At 69.1% G+C, this 16882-nt stretch carries 18 protein-coding genes; 12 read left to right on the plus strand and 6 right to left on the minus strand.

Going from position 1 to position 16882, the window contains the following annotated elements; all coding sequences use genetic code 11:
• Window positions 1-17: 17 nt before the first annotated feature.
• Window positions 18-1547, minus strand: a complete 1530-nt coding sequence (locus BUE16_RS07935; RefSeq protein ID WP_159435749.1) for a histidine kinase — start codon at window positions 1545-1547, stop codon at window positions 18-20.
• 79 nt (window positions 1548-1626) lie between these two features.
• Between BUE16_RS07935 and BUE16_RS07940 the strand changes: the two genes are divergently transcribed.
• Window positions 1627-2565, plus strand: coding sequence for a hypothetical protein (locus tag BUE16_RS07940; protein WP_234972354.1), 939 nt, complete (start codon window positions 1627-1629; stop codon window positions 2563-2565).
• A gap of 166 nt (window positions 2566-2731) precedes the next feature.
• On the opposite strand, the gene BUE16_RS16930 is transcribed toward BUE16_RS07940, so the two are convergent.
• Together BUE16_RS16930 and BUE16_RS07945 are read right to left on the minus strand one after the other, a co-directional pair.
• Window positions 2732-2875 carry a DUF7557 family protein gene (locus BUE16_RS16930; RefSeq protein ID WP_200778396.1) on the minus strand — a complete coding sequence of 48 codons (144 nt, stop codon included), beginning with the start codon at window positions 2873-2875 and terminating at the stop codon, window positions 2732-2734.
• 214 nt (window positions 2876-3089) lie between these two features.
• Entirely contained in the window at window positions 3090-3767 is a 678-nt protein-coding gene (locus BUE16_RS07945; protein ID WP_143165392.1) for a helix-turn-helix domain-containing protein, read from the minus strand.
• Window positions 3768-3806: 39 nt separating this feature from the next.
• On the opposite strand from BUE16_RS07945, the gene BUE16_RS17200 reads away from it, so the two are divergent.
• Entirely contained in the window at window positions 3807-4265 is a 459-nt protein-coding gene (locus BUE16_RS17200; RefSeq protein ID WP_234972355.1) for a hypothetical protein, read from the plus strand.
• Window positions 4266-4401: 136 nt separating this feature from the next.
• On the opposite strand, the gene BUE16_RS07955 is transcribed toward BUE16_RS17200, so the two are convergent.
• Both BUE16_RS07955 and BUE16_RS07960 read right to left on the minus strand, forming a co-directional pair.
• Window positions 4402-4704, minus strand: coding sequence for a hypothetical protein (locus BUE16_RS07955; protein ID WP_073308319.1), 303 nt, complete (start codon window positions 4702-4704; stop codon window positions 4402-4404).
• Between the two features lie 154 nt (window positions 4705-4858).
• Entirely contained in the window at window positions 4859-5632 is a 774-nt protein-coding gene (locus BUE16_RS07960) for a hypothetical protein (protein WP_073308321.1), read from the minus strand.
• A 185-nt stretch (window positions 5633-5817) separates the two neighbouring features.
• On the opposite strand from BUE16_RS07960, the gene BUE16_RS07965 reads away from it, so the two are divergent.
• Window positions 5818-6258, plus strand: coding sequence for an Hsp20/alpha crystallin family protein (locus BUE16_RS07965; RefSeq protein ID WP_073308496.1), 441 nt, complete (start codon window positions 5818-5820; stop codon window positions 6256-6258).
• Between the two features lie 95 nt (window positions 6259-6353).
• On the opposite strand, the gene BUE16_RS07970 is transcribed toward BUE16_RS07965, so the two are convergent.
• Entirely contained in the window at window positions 6354-6752 is a 399-nt protein-coding gene (locus tag BUE16_RS07970; RefSeq protein WP_073308323.1) for a MaoC family dehydratase, read from the minus strand.
• Window positions 6753-6839: 87 nt separating this feature from the next.
• Between BUE16_RS07970 and BUE16_RS07975 the strand changes: the two genes are divergently transcribed.
• From BUE16_RS07975 to BUE16_RS08015, 9 genes are all read left to right on the plus strand, one after another.
• Complete coding sequence (locus BUE16_RS07975; RefSeq protein WP_073308326.1) at window positions 6840-7649, plus strand: alpha/beta fold hydrolase; 810 nt, start codon at window positions 6840-6842, stop codon at window positions 7647-7649.
• Window positions 7642-9282, plus strand: a complete 1641-nt coding sequence (locus BUE16_RS07980) for an AMP-binding protein (protein WP_079991552.1) — start codon at window positions 7642-7644, stop codon at window positions 9280-9282. Before BUE16_RS07975 ends, BUE16_RS07980 begins: the two co-directional genes overlap by 8 nt.
• 78 nt (window positions 9283-9360) lie before the next feature.
• Window positions 9361-10065 carry a helix-turn-helix domain-containing protein gene (locus BUE16_RS07985; protein WP_073308329.1) on the plus strand — a complete coding sequence of 235 codons (705 nt, stop codon included), beginning with the start codon at window positions 9361-9363 and terminating at the stop codon, window positions 10063-10065.
• A gap of 217 nt (window positions 10066-10282) precedes the next feature.
• The gene (locus BUE16_RS07990; protein WP_394327425.1) at window positions 10283-11566 is read left to right on the plus strand and encodes an ABC transporter substrate-binding protein; all 1284 of its coding nucleotides are present in this window, start codon (window positions 10283-10285) and stop codon (window positions 11564-11566) included.
• A 4-nt stretch (window positions 11567-11570) separates the two neighbouring features.
• Window positions 11571-12455: an ABC transporter ATP-binding protein gene (locus BUE16_RS07995; protein WP_073308333.1), complete on the plus strand. Its 885-nt coding sequence runs from the start codon at window positions 11571-11573 to the stop codon at window positions 12453-12455.
• A gap of 56 nt (window positions 12456-12511) precedes the next feature.
• A complete protein-coding gene (locus BUE16_RS08000; protein WP_143165399.1) occupies window positions 12512-13201 on the plus strand; it encodes an ABC transporter ATP-binding protein in 690 nt (229 codons plus the stop codon).
• A complete protein-coding gene (locus BUE16_RS08005; protein WP_079991553.1) occupies window positions 13198-14262 on the plus strand; it encodes a branched-chain amino acid ABC transporter permease in 1065 nt (354 codons plus the stop codon). The genes BUE16_RS08000 and BUE16_RS08005 overlap by 4 nt, the downstream gene beginning before the upstream one ends.
• 283 nt (window positions 14263-14545) lie before the next feature.
• The gene (locus tag BUE16_RS08010) at window positions 14546-15700 is read left to right on the plus strand and encodes a branched-chain amino acid ABC transporter permease (RefSeq protein ID WP_234972356.1); all 1155 of its coding nucleotides are present in this window, start codon (window positions 14546-14548) and stop codon (window positions 15698-15700) included.
• Window positions 15693-16727: a 3-oxoacyl-ACP synthase gene (locus BUE16_RS08015; protein ID WP_073308339.1), complete on the plus strand. Its 1035-nt coding sequence runs from the start codon at window positions 15693-15695 to the stop codon at window positions 16725-16727. Before BUE16_RS08010 ends, BUE16_RS08015 begins: the two co-directional genes overlap by 8 nt.
• Window positions 16728-16882 lie beyond the last annotated feature (155 nt).

Genomic DNA, 16882 nt, shown 5'->3' on the forward strand with positions numbered 1-16882 from the left:
AAGGCGCCGAAACAGGACTACTCGGGCTCTGGAGCCGCACTCGACCTCCGTGAGCGGAGTTCCTCCAGCGGTCGAGCCGGTGTGCCGCTTCCAGCCGTTGCTCCGACGGTCGCCCCCCAGAGGAGGTGTCCAAGGAGCGATTCCACATCGAGGTTCGGGACTGGAACCGCATATCCCGACGCGTTCAACCACAGAGCCATGATCACGCCGGCCGCGAGGAACCACAGCAGGAACCCGTAGCCGAGCCCCAGCGCAACTGAATATCTCAGTTGCCCGCTCCGAGCCGGCAACGGCGAGTACGACTGAACGACCGCGAAGACGACGGCGAAGACGGCGCTGTGAAACAAGTGCGCGATCCAGCCGACCGACGAGACCGGCGATCCGTATAACGCACCGATGATCGGTAATGAACCGGTCGTAAACTGGAGAAAGAGGCCCATTGCGGTTCCGGCTCCGATCCCGACGGCGAGCGTCTGCCAGAGGGTACCGCTCGAGAACCCGTGCTCGGTCACACGGGCGGCCGACGTGCCGGACCGCGGGAGACGAACAGTCACGGCCGTCTCGTCGCCAGACGATTCGATAGAGACCACGCCCGCGTATCTGGCGGTGAGCAAGCGGACGATCGGGACCCCGTAATCCACGTCGTTGCGTTCGTACTCCGGAACACCGTCGAGCAGCACCTCCCGTTCGCGCAGCCACATCCCCGGTGCGGTCACAGTGATGGAGACAGCCCGATCCGCAGCGGAGATATCGAATCCGGCTTCATCGGCGTCGGCGCTTCGAGTCGGGAGTGCGGCCAGTTCCGTGAGGAGCCGCTCGAGATTCGAATCGGCTCGGACCGCCACGTCCGTGGATCGTTCGATGGCTGTAGACGGAAGAGCGTTGAATCGGGAGCCACCCTCGATGACATCGCCGAGACGGATCGGCCTGAGCGGCTCGGCGTCTCCCGCAGTCACCGACGTCAGAAATCCCGTTTCGTCGGTCGCACGTTCGATCCGATCGAGCGCCGAGGAGATCGCCGACTCGCTCTCGAGGGGGCCGTCAGTCGGGTTCTCGAGGACGAATGCTGTGTGGCCACGGAGGATCGTAAGCGAGTTTCTGATCTCGTGTCTGAGCAGCCGGTTGAGGAGTCTCCCCTGCTCGATCTGCCGGTCCACGACCGACCGATACCGTTCGGCTTCGGCATGTTTGATCCCGAAGAATACTCCCATACCCCCGCCGAGGATGCCCGAGTTTGCGATCACGCCGCTGTCGATCCCAGTCAGCGAACCCGGAGCCGAGGAAACGAAGATCGCAGCTACTCCGAGAACACCCAGCCCCGCCCCCACGAGAGACCAGCTTCCGACGGTCCGAGCGTACCGGTTGGTTCGGGTGCTGACTGCGAGGTTGACGCCGTACAGTACGATTCCGAACCCGGCGGTGAGAAACACCAACGAACCCGCTCTCGGAACGAGCGCGGCGTCACCGAGAACGAGTCCGGTGAGCACTCCGCGCGTCAACACGAACCCCAGCACGGCAGTGATCACTCCGCCGGGGTTGACAGCCAACTGCCCTCGGGCGGACGGTTCGCTCATGACCCCTCGTTCGTAGCTGCGTATATACAACTGAAGCGCACGTGCAGCACGCATGCCAACCCCCGAAACCGAAACACACCTCCGAGGCGACGTATCGATCGTGTCGTCTCAGTCGGTGCAGACTGACTCCGAGGACGCCGATGGGGTTCGGGTACACCACGCCTTCTCCGAGTTGGTCTCCCAAGAGTTCTCCCCGTCGGTCGGTCACGTCACGACGATCCTGAGCGGCTGCGTGTTCGCACCGTCGCTGTTCGTCTTCTGGTTCGTCAACGGAGTCATCGACTTCTCGACGGCGCTCGCGATCGGTGCCGTATCGTCGGCCGCGGGACTGCAGGTCAGACTGCTCGCGTACGTCCTGTTGATCCCGGTCTTCCTCGCCGCGCGAGTCGTCCTTCACCTGCTGGATCCCGAAGACCGACGGGCAGTGCTGTCGGGGTCGTGTCCGCAGTCCCGATACCTCAGTTTGGACTGGGTCAGCGTCGGCATTCTGGCGACCGGGCTCCCGTTCGCGTTGCGTGATATCGGCCCGTGGCTTGGCGGGAATCTCGTCGTCGTTCTCGGTGTGTTCGTACTGCCGCGGGTCGCACCCGAGCGGTGGGTCGTGCCGACGAAGGTCGCCGCGTTCGTCGTCGGCCCGGCCGTGTTCCTGTACGCGAAATATGGTGCGTTCCTCCCCATCGGGCCCGCCCCTGCCACGGTCTTGGGCCCGGTCGCGACGCTTCAGTTGACACCGGCGACCGTCGAACTGCTCGCGACGAGCGTGAACAGTCTCGCACTCGGCCCAGTGATCGTGGCCGGCTTCGCCGTGCTCTCAAATCGGGTGCTCACTCGTCCTGAAATCCGATCACTTCCGGTGGTTCACCACGCACTCCCCCACCGCGACCCGGACAGCGTCGTCGTTGTGAGTGCGGTGTTCGGAACGGTGTTCTATCTGGTGTTCGTGTTCGCGATGACCGGAGCAATCGTGGGAGTTCCACCGTCGATCGGATAACTGACTCCCGATTGCCGCACCGGAGTTGCAACCAGATTGCCACACCGGGGGGAGTATTTATCCCTCGTCGGCGTTCGACACGGTGCCGAGGCTTGTGAAGTCGCCTCGGGCGTTCCATCGCTGGGCACCCTCCGTGCGTGGTGTCCAGCCATTCCCCCTGACTCGATCACGCGCCTTCTTGGAGGAACCGACCCTCCTGCTCGTAGATCGAGACCAGCTCTTCGAGGAACTCCTCGACGGTCTCATCATCCTCGAGGTGCCCCTCGATCCGCTCTGTGAGATCGTCGCTGAGTTCGACAGTTGTTGTCATCACTCATATGTTGGCTCGGCTGGGTGTTAATTCCTCGCCACGGACCCGGGCCGTCGGGACCGGCGTCTCCCGTCGCGTCACGGTTCCGACGGTTCGTCGAACGAGACGGAACCGACCTGCGAACAGGCGCCGACCGACGGGGAGTGGAACGAACTGCTCGACGTGATCGATCGACACGCCTGGGTCAGCGCGCCCGAGTCAGCGGTCGTCGAACTCACGCGCGCTCGCTCACCGGCTCGGCGAGTGCGTCCGCGAGGAGGTTCTGCATGCCCCGTCGCAGGCGCTGTGAGGCGGCCGTATCGGAGACGCCGAGCCGGTCGGCGAGTTCCGCGAGCGTCACCGCTCGCGGCACCGCGAAGTAGCCTACGTCGTACGCCGTCGTGAGCGCTTCACGCTGGGGTCCGGTGAGCGCGCGATCGACCGACGACCCGGGAGATTCGGACTCGCGAACGCGCTCGACGGTCAGTCGAACGTCTCGGTCGAGGCATCGGTGGTAGCAGTCGGCGAGCTGCTCGTGACTATCGAACCGGAGCGTGAGATGCCACGTGCCGCCTGCCGCCACCGCCTCAACGCAGGCGGCGTCGGCGTCGCACAGCGCCGCCAAAAGCGGCGGTCGGGCCGCCCACCGGACGTGGACGAGCCACTCGTCGTCGCCGCGGCGGACCGGTTCGATGCCATCGACGGACGACTCCGCGGCGACGAGGTCACACACCGTCTTCGGGTCGTCGGCCGCGACCCTGAGATACGGCGCGAACCGGTCCCCGAGCGGGACGGCGCGCTCGAGCTCGATCCGCGCGTCGCCGGCGACGACGAGCGCGTTCCTGAGGAGGAACTCCCTCGGCGCCACCGCGACCGTCGCGTGAACGGCCATGAGCCGAGAGAGATCCGCCACGGACGTGAATCACGCCAGTCGTTACCGCGACGTGGAAGCGTGGACTCGACCGCCCGGCATCGACCCGGGGTCGATTCCCGCCCCGACTTGAACCCGTTGGCGACCGATACTCAGCGTTCATACGGTGGCACGGCGAGGATCCGACCGGGGAACTGGTCGAGCGCCGACACGTCGACCGCCCCGAACGGGATCGACGCGACTGCGGGCGGGACCGGCCGCAGTACGCGCGACCGAATGCAGAGCGCAACAGCACTCATGGTACGAAACTTCAGGGCCGAAGACGAGGGGAAACGTGTGATGACCGCCGACGGCGACGAGATCGGCACGATCGAACAGACAGCGGGATCGACGGCGCACGTCAAACCGGCGATGAACCTTTCACAGAGCGTGCGACGACGCCTGGGCTGGGCCGAAGAGGGCGAGGAGACCTACGAACTGCGGACCTCAAAGGTCGACGATATCGGAGCCGACGAGATCAGACTGAAGCAGAATCTCTGATCGTCGGCGCGATCGTGACCGCCTCGACGGCGGTCGACCGAGGGTGGACCTTTTTTGTACGGTTCGGGAACCCCAGCCACCGCCGGGCCACCGGATCAGGCGGCGGTGTCCGACCGGGTGCCACCGAGAGACGGCGTCACCGACGCGCTCCGGGTTGTCTGTTGCGGGTCGACTCCGACCGATCGGCGGCGTCCGACCGGGGATCGCCCGGCCGGTCGCCGTCGGAGTCGATCGCGAGCACGACGGTCGCGTCTCCTTCGCCGACCACCGCGTCCGAATCGAGTGTGAATCGCCCGGCCTCGCGCCACGAGGGCGCGATCCACGAGTCGCACCCGCGCAACAGTCCCGGGTTGGGCTTGGCGCGCCACCCGTCGTCGCCGCGGCGCGCCCAGCCTATCGGCCGTCCGTCCGTCCGTCCGTCGTCACGAGTCGTTTCCATCCCGTCGTGTCGGCCTGTGTCTGTGACATTGGTGACCTCCGTGGGTGTCGCGTCGACCCCGCTCCCCGCCGTCGGTGTCTGCGCCTATAACGTACGTGCGCACGGCGCATAGTCGACAACCATGAGTACTGCTACCGTTTATTCCGGTCTCCGCTCAATCGTCGTCCTCGGAGCCGAGCGCCGCGAGCCACCGCTCCAGTTCGTCGAGGTGGTGCATCCCGACGACAACCGCGATATCGCCGTCGTCCCTGAGCGCCGCGATCCGCGCCGCCATCACGTCCTCGCGGATCCGGTCGACGATCGCGGTCTCGGGCGGCGGGTCGACGACGCCCACGAACGCGCGGTGCTGTGCGAGGTGGCGTCGCTCGTGGTCGGCCTGCGTCTCCGGGTCGTCGAGCAGCGTCACGTCGTACCGGATGTGAGCGTACACCCGAGGCACGTACGGGGTGAGGGCGGCGACAACCGCGCCGAGTCGACACGCGGCGGCCTGTGCGAGTCCCCGTACGAAATCCGTGAGCATCGCGCGCGCGAGCGTCCGTGCCTCGCCATCGGTTCGGAGCCGGTCGATCAGCGCGCGCAGGTAAGACGAGTTCGGCGCGTCGATGCCGACGACGCGGGCCGCGTCGGCCGCGTCGATTGCCGCGCTCATCTCGCCGCCCAGACGCGGCGGCACGTGCGAGTCGCGCGCGTACCGACAGAACAGCGGCACCGAGAGCGGTGGGAGTTCGACGGCGAGCACGTCCGGCGGGAACGATTCGAGCAGTGACGAGACCCGGAACACGCTCGCCGGATGGTCGTGTACCACGCCGATGAGGAGCACCGAGCCCGTCCCGTCAGTACCGCGCAGACACCGCACGAGCGACGGGTCGATCCTCGGGTCGGCGTCCTCCGAACGTAGCTCGGCTACCACCGCGTCACAGTCGAACATGGCGCCTCGGGAACATGGCGTTCGGTCCCGCGCTGGAGGTACCCCGCCGGGGAACGATACGACAACATACGGGCGGTACGTACCTCTAGCTGTCGGCCGGAAGGACCCGGCGACGGTTCCCACCAAGGGCCGATCGACGGAGCGTACTTTGCGTCGCTCGACGAACGCACGGTCAGGTGCTCACGATGACGACACGGAGAGATCCCTTCACAGACGTGGAACGGCTCATCGAGCAGATAACCCGGCAACTCGAGACCGCCACCGGGTCGGTGTCCGGCGAGGAGTTCGGGGATGAATCGGAGTACGCCCCCGTCGATCTGGTGGAGTACGACGACGAGTTCGTCGCGACCGTCGACCTGCCGGGCTTCGAGCGGTCGGACATCTCCGTCAGCGTCACCGACCACATGCTCCGGATCGCCGCCGAGCGCGAGGAGGCGACCGAGGAACACGGAGAAGACGAGCGCGTCCTGCGGCGCGAGCGACGCCACGAATCGGTGCACCGCTCGCTCAGCCTGCCCGACGAAGTCGACAAGGACGGCGTCACCGCCCGGATGAACAACGGCGTGTTGACGGTGACGCTCCCGCGTCTGGAGGCCGAATCGTCTCGTGAGATCGAAGTTGAGTAACTCCGACTACCGGTGGGACTCCTGCCCCGTAGTCGTCCCCGTATTTCAGGGAGGCAGACGTGAATCCGACGTTCTCTCAGACGACGGCACCCCGTTCAGGACTCGTGGGGCAGCGACAGGATCGTCGCCGTCCCCTCGATCACCGTCTCGTCGCCGACCGACGCGACCGTCTCGACGCGAAGCCGGTCGCCGCCGAGCGACTCCGTGACGGTCGCGCGCGCCTCGACGGTGTCCCCCGGACAGACGGGCGCCTCGAACGAGCAGTCCTGATCGAGGTAGACGATGTCGCCGGGGAGCGCGGCGAGCGCGGCGCTGACGACGCCGGCGCCGAGCATCCCGTGCGCGATCCGCCCGCCGAACATCGTCTCGCTGGCGTACGTCTCGTCGAGGTGGATCGGATTCTCGTCGCCCGTGAGGGCGGCGTACTGGTCGATCGTCTCGGTCGTCACGTCGATGCTGGCGGTCGCGTCGTCGCCGACGGCTGCGACTGACATGTCGGTGCTCGGACGAGCCGCCGGAAAGTCTCGGGGGTTAACATGTGAAGCGGCCCGTTGAAGGTGACGCGTCGACAGGTTCCCCTCGTGCAAACCGCGGATCACGACGGCGTCGCGATCGCCTACGAGGAACGCGGCCGCGACCCGGCAGGGGCCGAAACGGTCGTCCTGTGCGAGGGGCTCGGCTACGGCCGCTGGATGTGGAACTGGCAGGCCGACGCGCTCGCGGACTCGTACCACGTGGTGCTGTGGGACAACCGAGGGACCGGCGAGTCGGACGTGCCCGAGGGACCGTACACGATCGACCAGCTCGCCGGCGGCCTGGAGGCGGTGCTGGCCGACGCGGGCGTCGAGGCGGCGCACGTCGTCGGCGCGTCCATGGGCGGGATGGTCGCCCAGCGGTACGCCCTGTCGTACGACCGGGCCGGGTCGCTGGCGCTGTTGTGCACCTCCCCCGGCGGCCCCGACGCGGTGTCGACGCCGGAATCGACGCTCGAACACATGTTCTCGGTCCCTGACGGGGCAGACGAACGCGAGGCGATCCGCTACAAGATGGCGCCGGCGGTCACCGACGGGTTCATCGAGGCAAACCCCGACCTCATCGAGCGGATCGTCGACTGGCGACTCGAGTCGGATGCGCCACCGAGCGCGAGAGAGGCGCAGGCCGCCGCCGTACGGGCGTTCGACGCGAGCGACGAACTCGACGCGCTCGACGTTCCGGTGCTCGTCGCGCACGGGACCGACGACCGCGTGCTCCCCGTCGGGAACGGCGAGCTGCTCGCCGAGGCGATCCCGGACGCCGAGTCCGCGTTCGTCGAGGGCGGCTCGCACCTGTTCTTCATCGAGGAGTCCGAGCGCGTGAACGACCTGCTCGTCGGGTTCCTCGCCGATGGCTGAGGGGGGCGAACGCGTCCCGAACGAGCCGGACTCGGGGGAGTCCGGGGCGGCGGGCCCCGACTGGGTCGGCGACTGGGTCGGCCGCCGCGCGATGCTCTCGCCCGACCGCGTCGGGCTCGTGGACGGGACGACCGGCCGGGAGTACACGTACGCCGAGTTGGACGACCGCGCGGTCCGGACGGCGCGTCTCCTCCGGTCGGCCGGCGTCGGGACGGGCGACCGGGTCGTGACGCTCTCGCGCAACCGGCCGGCGCTGGTCGACCTGTTCTTCGCGACCGGGAAGCTCGGCGCCGTGCTGGCGCCGCTGTCGCACCGGCTCGCGCCGCCGGAGCTCGCCGAGCTCGTCGGCGACACCGACCCCGCCGCGGTCGTCGTCGAGGCGTCGTTCGCGGACCTGGCCGGCGACGCGCTCGACACCGCCGGCGTCGACCGCGACGACGTTCGGGTGTTCGTCGCCGGGGACGACGGGGACGCCGCCGCGACCGCCGCCGGCGACCTCGGGGGCGAGTCGTTCGAGGCCGCCCGGCCGACGGACGACGGTCCCGTCGGACCCTCGACGGCCGCGCTCGACCGCCCGGCCGTGTCGCTGTCGGACCCGCACCTGTTCCTCCACACCGGCGGGTCGACCGGGACGCCCAAGCAGACGGTGATCTCCCACCGGGCGGTGTACTGGAACTCGATGACGACGATCGCGGCGTGGAACCTCCGCGGCGACGACGTGACGCCGATGCCGTTCCCCCTGTTCCACACCGGCGGCTGGAACGTCCTGACGGTGCCGCTGTTCCACGTCGGCGGGACCGTCGTGATCGCCCGCGAGTTCGACCCCGGGGAGGTGTTGGGCGTCGTCGACGACCGCGACGCGACGGTGCTCGTCGCGGTGCCGGCGGTACTGCGGATGATGCGCGACCACGACGGCTGGACCGACACGGATCTGTCGTCGCTGCGGTTCGCGAAATCCGGCGGCGGGCCGTGCCGGCGATCGGTGCTGGAGGCGTGGTGGGACCGCGGCGTCGACCTCTCGCAGGGGTACGGCCTCACCGAATGCGGCCCGAACAACTTCGCGATGCCCGACGACTGGCCCCGCGAGAAGGCCGACGCCGTCGGCGTGCCAGCGCCACACGTGACCGCCCGGGTCGTCGACGGCGAGGGATCCCCGGTGGCGGACGGCGAGGTCGGCGAACTCGAACTGTCGAGTCCCGCGGCCGCCGACCGGTACTGGAACGCCCCCGAGGAGACCGCCGAGACGTTCGGCGACGGGTGGGTGTCGACCGGCGACCTCGCGCGCGTCGACGCCGACGGCTACTACCACATCGAGGGCCGCAAGAAGAACATGTACGTCAGCGGCGGCGAGAACGTCTTCCCACCCGAGGTCGAGGACGCGCTCACCGACCACCCGGGCGTCCGGGAAGCGGTCGTCATCGGCGTCCCCGACGACACGTGGGGAACCGTCGGAAAGGCCGTCATCGACGGCGACGAATCGCTGACGCTGGCGGACGTGACGGCGTTCCTCGACGGGCGCCTCGCGCGGTTCAAACACCCGAAACACCTCGCGTTCGTCGACGAATTCCCGTACTCCGGCCCCTCGAAGATCGACCGCGAGGCGGTGCGCGAGCGGTTCGGCGGCGAGGAGTGACCGCCGGGAACCGCCTCCGCACCAGCATAAACAATTATGTAGGTCTCCGCGAATGTTCCACTGATCGGAGGGAGCACCATGATCGACGTCACCCTGGACATGGAGCAGTACGACTGCCCGTTCATCCACGCCACCGAGGAGCACGATCTGGCGTTCTCGGCGGTGCACTGGGAGTTCGACACCGCGACAGATTCGCTGGAGACGCGGATGGTCGTCGAGGGTGACGACCGCGAGTCGCTCGGGCGGGGGCTGACGGAACTGCGCGAGCACGACGGCCTGCGCGAGTACACGCTCCTCTCGAAGACGGGCGGGGTCGGTCACATCCGGACCGTCATCGACGAGACGGCCGCGATGTCGACCGTCCGCGACGGCGGCGGCTACATCACCGGCCCGTTCTACATCGCCGACGGCTCGGAGCTGTGGCACGTCGGCTTCGACGACCGCGGGGAGGCCGACGGCACGCTCTCGCGGCTCGACCGCGACAACGAGTACGAGGTGCTCGAACGCGACGAGCCGGACCTCCCGGAGCTCCAAGGGTTCATCCAGAACGCCGGCGCGGCGATGACGCTCATCGAGGGCTGCAAGGACCTCTCGGACGTGGAGCGCCAGACGCTGGAGACCGCGGCTTCGGAGGGCTACTTCGAGAGCCCGCGTTCGGCCACGCTCGGCACGCTCGCCGAGCAGTTCGACGTGTCCAAGCCGGCCGTCTCGAAGAACCTCCGGCGCGGCCAGCGGAAGATGCTCCAGCGCGTCGTCGACGCGATGAGCGAGTTAGAGGAGTAGGAAGCGCTCGGCGTCGCGTTCACATGTTAACCACGCAGTTCTTGCCGGATAGCCCGCAGGATCCTCCTGTATGAGCAAGCGTATCACACGGCGGCGAACGCTGGCCGCGCTCGGCGCGACCGGGATCGCCGGCCTGGCCGGCTGTAGCGGCGGCGGCAACGGGACCGGAACCGACGGGTCGACAGACACGCAGGCTGACACGGAGGCGAGCGACGACATGGAAGGCACGACAGCGGGAAGCTCGGGCGGGGCGTCGGGGACGGTCAAGATCGGCGTGTTGCAGCCAGTCTCTGGCGATCTTCAGTACTACGGCAAGCAGGCGCTGTGGGGCTTCTCCTCGGGGCTCGCGTACAAGGCCGGCGGAGCGCCGCAGCTCGCCGCCGAGACCGGAACCCAGACCGTCAGCGTCGGCGACGTGGACTACGAGCTGGTGGTCCGCGACACGCAGTTCTCCGCCGACAGGGCGCAGTCGCTCGCGACGAACCTCGTCACCGACGAGAGCGTGGACATGCTGTTCGGTTGCACCTCCTCGGGCGCGGCGACGCGCGTGATCCAGACCGTCGCCAAGCAGGCCGGCGTCCCGCTGATGATCGGCCCGGCGGCGTCCGCCTCGATCACCTCGGAGTCGGAGACCTGCGGCGAGCAGATCTTCCGTGCCTCGGAGAACACCGCGATGGACGCCCGTTCGGGCGGCCGATACGTGGCGCGGGAGTCGGACGTCTCCTCAGTGTACCTGTTCGGCGCGGACTACTCGTTCGGTCGCGCCGTCGTCAACAACTACGAGGCGGTATTGAAGGCCGAAGGCGTCGAGATCGTCGGCAAGCGGTTCGTTCCACGCGGCTACAGCGAGTGGGACGGCCTGCTACAGAACGCGGCCGACGCGGGCGCCGAGGGCATCGTCGGCGGGTTCACCGTCGCCACGCTCCCGAACCTGTTCACCGCCTATCTCAACGGCGAGTACTCGTACACGATCTTCGGCGGCTTCGCCACGGAGATCACCAACAGCGTCGTCGGGAGCCTGCTCCAGAACCAGCTCGGGAAACCGCTCACCCGCGAGAAGCTCGACGGACTCGGCGTCGGGCCGTTCACGACCCGCTACCACTGGAACCAGTACGACAACGAGATCAACTCGGCGTTCGTCGAAGGATACGTCAACGCCTACGGGAAGGTCCCAGATCTCTTCACCTCCGGAACCTTCACCGCCGCCTCCGCCATCGTGCAGGCTGTCGAGGAGAGCGGCTCGACCGAGGGCGCCGACATCGCCGGCGCGCTGCGCGGCATGACCGTCGCTGACACGCCGAAGGGGACGGACGCGTACACCTTCCAGGAGTACAACAACCAGGCGCGGTCGGCCATGACCGTCGCGAACGTCGTGCCGACGGCCGACGAGTGGAGCGACTCCTGGGGCGCCCCGATCCAGCCGAGCGAGCCCGTCGCCCGCATCGCGGCCGACGAGACGACCATCCCCGCCGACGCAGACGGGATGAACTGCTCGCTGTAAGTCGATGCTGCGAACGAGGGGCCTCACGAAGCGGTTCGGCGGCCTCACCGCGGTCGACGCCGTCGACTTCGACCTCGGCGGCGACGAGCTGTGCTCGCTCATCGGCCCGAACGGCGCCGGGAAGACCACGTTCTTCAACCTCCTCACGGGGGTGCTCGAACCGACTGAGGGCACCGTCGAACTGCGGACCGGCCCCGCGAGCACCGACGGCGCTTCCGGGGCCGGCGACGACGGCAACGGCGACGGCGACGACTGGCGCGACCTGACCGGTGCCGCGCCCCACGAGGTCGCGAACCTCGGCGTCCACCGGTCGTACCAGGTGACGAACGTCTTCGCGAACTCGACGGTGCTGGAAAACGTCCGCGTGGCCGCGCAAGCGGCCGACGGCGCCGGGACGAACTTCTGGCGCAACGCCGGCCAGCTCGACCGCTACATCGAGGAGGCGTACGACATCCTCGACCGCGTCGGCCTCGCGGACAGCGCGGACGTGCCCGCGAGGGCGCTCTCGCACGGCGCCAAGCGACAACTGGAGGTCGGCGTCGCGCTCGCGGGCGACCCGGACGTGCTCCTGCTGGACGAGCCGAACGCCGGCGTCTCCTCGGAGAGCGTCGACCGCGTCGTCGACCTCATCGAGGACGTGGCGGCCGACCACGCCGTGCTGCTGGTCGAACACAACATGGACATCGTGATGGAGGTGTCCGACCGCGTCGTCGTGCTCAACCAAGGCGCCGTCATCGCCGACGACGAGCCGGCCGCCGTCAGGGACGACCCGGCGGTGCAGCGGGCGTATCTCGGCGGCTACGAGCCCGGGACGGCCGGCGGGGACGCCGCGGAGGGAACGGGCGATCCGGACGGAGCCGACGGGACCGACGGGGGCGAGCCCGCGTGAGCGCGGACGCCGACGCCGACGCGGGCGCGGATGCGGGCGCAGACGGAGCACCGCTCCTGGCGGTCGACGGGATCCAGACGTACTACGGCGACAGCCACGTCCTCGAAGGGGTCGACCTGGAGGTGCGCGAGGGCGAGGTCGTCGCGCTGATGGGCCGCAACGGCGTCGGCAAGACGACGACGCTGCGGTCGGTGCTCCAGCTGACGCCGCCGCGGGAGGGGTCGATCCGCTACCGCGGCGAGGAGCTGGTCGGCCGCGAGACCCACGAGGTCGCGGACCGCGGCGTCGGGTGGATCCCGGAGGACCGCCGGATGTTCGCCCAGCTCACCGTCGAGGAGAACGTCCGGGTCGCCGTCCCGAACGCCGACGACACCGCGGCGGCGCTGGAGCTCGCCTTCGAGACGTTTCCGGACCTCGAGGAGCGGCGCGAGGCGAACGCGGGCGACCTCTCGGGCGGCCAACAGCAGATGCTCGCCATCGCCCGCGGGCTCGTCGGCGACAACGACCTGCTGCTGGTCGACGAGCCGAGCGAGGGGCTCGCCCCGCTCGTCGTCGAGGCGGTCGCCGAGGCGCTGACCGCGGCGGCCGCGGACACCTCGATGCTGCTGGTCGAACAGAACCTCCCGCTCGCGCTCGACGTGGCGGACCGCTTCTACGTGCTCGATCACGGCACCGTCGTCGACGAGGGCGACACCGACGACGTCAGCGCGGACGCCGAACGGCTCCGGAGGTACCTGTCGGCATGAGCGCGGCCGTGTCCGCCCTGTCCGCGGTGCCGGTCCTGTCGGTCCTGTCGGCGCTTCCGGCGCTCCCGCTGCAGTTCGCCGACGCGCTGTTCGAGTTCCTCGCGCCATCGACCCTCGGGGAGGTGATCGTCCGAGGGCTGGCGGAGGCGAGCCTCTACGTGATGATCGCCGCCGGGCTGACGCTGGTGTTCGGGCTGATGGGCGTGCTCAACTTCGCGCACGGCTCGCTGACGATGCTCGGCGCGTACCTCGGCGGCCTCGTGCTCGTGATCACGGTCGCCCAGTCAACCGGCGGCGTCGGGCGACTGCTGGCGTTCGGCGCCGCGGTCGTCGTCGCCTTCGGCGGGCTCGCGGCGCTCGGCGGGGCGCTGGAGGTCGGACTCGTGCGGCCCATCTACGACCGGCCGCCGCTGTACCAGATCCTGCTCACCTTCGGCGTGACGCTGGTGCTCGACGAGCTCGCGCGCATCGTCGTGCTGTTTTACGGGCTCCAGCCGACGACGGTCTGGCAGGACGTGCTCGGCACGAAGCCGGCGTTCCTCGCCGACTCGATCGGCGTCGCCGGCGTGTCCGCCAGCGGGCTGGAGCTGTTTCACGTCCTCTTCGGCGTCGCGACGGTCGTCGGCGTTCACCTGTTTCTCACGCGCACCAGATACGGGCTGTTCGTGCGGGCGGGCAGCGAGGACAGCGAGATGCTGAGCGCGCTCGGCGTCGACGTGAACCGGGTGTTCACCGTCGTGTTCGCGCTCGGAACCGGGATCGCCGGCGCCGCGGGCGTCCTGCTCGCGTGGGACCCCGCCTGGGGCGCGTCGGTGCCGCTCGGGGCCGAGACGCTGCTCCCGGCGTTCGTCGTCGTCATCGTCGGCGGGCTGGGCACCTTCCGCGGCACCGTCGTCGCCGCGCTGATCGTCGGGCTCGTCGACTCGACGATGACCTGGTGGTTCCAGAACGTCGTCAGCTTCACCGGCCTGCCGGAGATGGTCGTGTTCCTCGTGCTCGTGATCACGCTGATCGTGAAGCCGCAGGGGCTCTACGGCGTCTCGGAGGTGGGGGGCCATTAGCTCCCGCGGCGACGCCGGGGAGGAGCCGGAACCGGAGCCCGAGCGCGCCGGCGACGGCGGCGAGCCGGTCGACGCCGGCCCGACCGAGCCGGCGGCCGACGCCGACACCGGCGCAAACGGCGCCGACGGCGCCGATGGCCCCGACGGGACCGCCGCAGTCGAGCGGTCCGACATCGCCACGGACACCGACACCGCGTGGTACCGACGGTACGCCGAGGACCATCTCGTCCACCTGAGCGTCGTCCTCGCGTTCGCGCTGTACCCCGGCGTCTACGCGCTGCTGGTGAACTCCGGGCTGTCGGCGGAGTTCACGGCGCTGCTCCCGCGGATCGAGACGCTCGTCGTGGTGCTGTTCTTCGCGCTGTTCGCGATGTCGTTCGACTTCATCAGCGGCTACACCGGCTACCTCTCGTTCGGTCACGCGGCGTTCTACGGCACCGGCGCGTACCTGGTCGCGCTCGCTGCCAACGACAAGCTTCCCCTGCTCGGCCCGGAGACGCCGTTCATGCTGTTGCTCGTGCTCGCGGGGGTCGCCGCCGCGGCGCTCGCGCTCGCCATCGGAAGCGTGTCGTTCCGCCTCTCGGGCGTGTACTTCGCGATGATCACGCTCGGCTTCTCGCAGGTGCTGTACGTGTTCGTCCGCGACTGGGACTTCGTGAGCACGGCGCCGCGCGACGGCGTCGCCGTCACCGAGAAGCTGGAGGGGTTCCAGATCGGTGTGCCCGGCGTCGACGCGCTCAACGTCGCGATCGGACAGTTGACGGGCGACTCCGTCGAGGGCCTGCTCGGGTTCATCACCCTCTCGCCCACCGAGGTGTCCTTCTACGCGATCGGTGCGGTGGTGCTCGTGTGCTACCTGGCGATGCAGCGGCTCGTCCACTCGCCGTTCGGACGGACGCTGATCGCGATCCGCGAGAACGAGGAGCGCGCCCGCGCGATCGGCTACAACACCTACGCGTACAAGCTCCGCGCGTTCGTCGCCTCGGGCTTCTTCGCGGGGGTCGCCGGCGCGCTGTTCGTCGGGTTCCGCCGCTCGGTGACGCCCGAGAACGGCTTCTACTTCCTCGTCGCCGGCGACGCGCTGCTGGTGTCGATCATCGGCGGCTTCGGCACGCTCGCCGGCCCGCTGTACGGCGAGCTGTTCGACGCGGGTGTCCGCGAGTTCCTCTCGAAGGAGGGCGGCGGCGGCGGCCTGCTGCCGTACCTCCGCGCGAACGTCGGCGACGCGACGCTGGCGACGGATATCTACAACGGGCTCACCGTCGCCGAAGCGACCGACACCTTCCTGAACGGCCACGCGGCGCTGTACGTCGGCCTGCTGTTCGTGCTGTTCGTGCTGTACGTCCCGAACGGCCTGCTGGGCACCGCCCGCGACCGGATGGGCGGGACGCTCTCGAAGGCCGTCCCGCGCCGCCTCCGGCGGTGGTTCGATGGCTGAGGGCCGGCCGGTCGGCCTCACCGGCCTCGGCACGGACGTGCCCGACGAGGTGCTCACCGGCGAGGAGATCGCCGCGACCAGCGGGATTCCGGAAGAGGTCGTCGTCGAGAAGATGGGCATGCGCGAGAAGCGCGTATGTCCCCCGGACGACGACCACGTCTCGGACATGTGCGTTGCCGCGGGGCGCGAGGCGCTGGCTGACGCAGGTGTCGACGCCGCCGACCTCGATCTGGTGCTGTACCACGGCAGCGAGTACAAGGACCACGTCGTCTGGTCGGCCGCCGCGGATATCGCGGAACGGCTCGGCGCCGCCGACGCCTACGCTCACGAGTCGTACGCGCTGTGTGCCGGCGCGCCGATCGCGATCCGCCACACCGCCGCCCAGCTCCGCGTCGTCGACATCGACCGCGCGCTGCTGGTCACCGCGAGCCGCGAGGAGGACCTCGTCGACTACGCCGACGAGGACGCGAGCTTCATGTTCAACTTCGGCTCCGGTGCGGCCGCGACGGTGCTGGAGGCCGATCCCGCGGCCGACCGCACGCGCGCGGTCGTCCGAGAGTCGGCGGCGACGACCGACGGGAGCTTCTCCCGAGACGTGGTGATGCCGGCTGGCGGGTCCGCGAACCCCCCCAGCCGTGAGACCGTCGAAGCGGGTCAACACACGCTGACGGTGCCGGATCCCGAGGGCATGAAGGGACGACTCGCGGAGGTGTCGGCGCCGGCGTTCCTCGCGGTCGCCGATGACGCGCTCGCCGACTCGGGGTACGTGCGCGAGGACATCGACTTCCTGGCGCTCACCCACATGAAGCGGTCGTTCCACGAGTACCTCTGCGGCGAACTCGGGGTCGACGAGGGCGAGCAGTACTACCTCGACGACTACGGCCACGTGCAGAGCGCGGATCAGGGGCTCGCGCTCCGGGAGGGGCTCGACCGCGGACGCGTCGCCGACGGCGACGTGGTCCTCTTTCTCGCGGCCGGCACGGGGTACACCTGGGCGGCGACCGTGTTGGAGTGGACCGGTCGGTGATTCACCGGGGGCCGTCGAACCCTCCGGAGCGGCGCTCGGGGGTCAACGCGTTCGGTTCCGCCCGAATTGAGACGGCGACCGGAGTCCGGTGCAGAAGGGCTATCGAGATTCGATCGGGTGTGAGAACGATGCCCTCCAGACGCGCGGTACTCCCC

Origin of the sequence: Halobaculum gomorrense, assembly GCF_900129775.1 — an archaeon.
Lineage (GTDB): Archaea > Halobacteriota > Halobacteria > Halobacteriales > Haloferacaceae > Halobaculum > Halobaculum gomorrense.

Bases quoted from the DNA above. Each gene is read 5' to 3' on its own strand.
- BUE16_RS07940 (WP_234972354.1), top strand. From the start codon at position 1,627: ATGCCAACCCCCGAAACCGAAACACACCTCCGAGGCGACGTATCGATC.
- BUE16_RS16930 (WP_200778396.1), bottom strand. From the start codon at position 2,875: ATGACAACAACTGTCGAACTCAGCGACGATCTCACAGAGCGGATCGAG.
- BUE16_RS07955 (WP_073308319.1), bottom strand. From the start codon at position 4,704: ATGGAAACGACTCGTGACGACGGACGGACGGACGGACGGCCGATAGGC.
- BUE16_RS07960 (WP_073308321.1), bottom strand. From the start codon at position 5,632: ATGTTCGACTGTGACGCGGTGGTAGCCGAGCTACGTTCGGAGGACGCC.
- BUE16_RS07965 (WP_073308496.1), top strand. From the start codon at position 5,818: ATGACGACACGGAGAGATCCCTTCACAGACGTGGAACGGCTCATCGAG.
- BUE16_RS07970 (WP_073308323.1), bottom strand. From the start codon at position 6,752: ATGTCAGTCGCAGCCGTCGGCGACGACGCGACCGCCAGCATCGACGTG.
- BUE16_RS07980 (WP_079991552.1), top strand. From the start codon at position 7,642: ATGGCTGAGGGGGGCGAACGCGTCCCGAACGAGCCGGACTCGGGGGAG.
- BUE16_RS07985 (WP_073308329.1), top strand. From the start codon at position 9,361: ATGATCGACGTCACCCTGGACATGGAGCAGTACGACTGCCCGTTCATC.
- BUE16_RS07990 (WP_394327425.1), top strand. From the start codon at position 10,283: ATGGAAGGCACGACAGCGGGAAGCTCGGGCGGGGCGTCGGGGACGGTC.
- BUE16_RS07995 (WP_073308333.1), top strand. From the start codon at position 11,571: ATGCTGCGAACGAGGGGCCTCACGAAGCGGTTCGGCGGCCTCACCGCG.
- BUE16_RS08005 (WP_079991553.1), top strand. From the start codon at position 13,198: ATGAGCGCGGCCGTGTCCGCCCTGTCCGCGGTGCCGGTCCTGTCGGTC.
- BUE16_RS08015 (WP_073308339.1), top strand. From the start codon at position 15,693: ATGGCTGAGGGCCGGCCGGTCGGCCTCACCGGCCTCGGCACGGACGTG.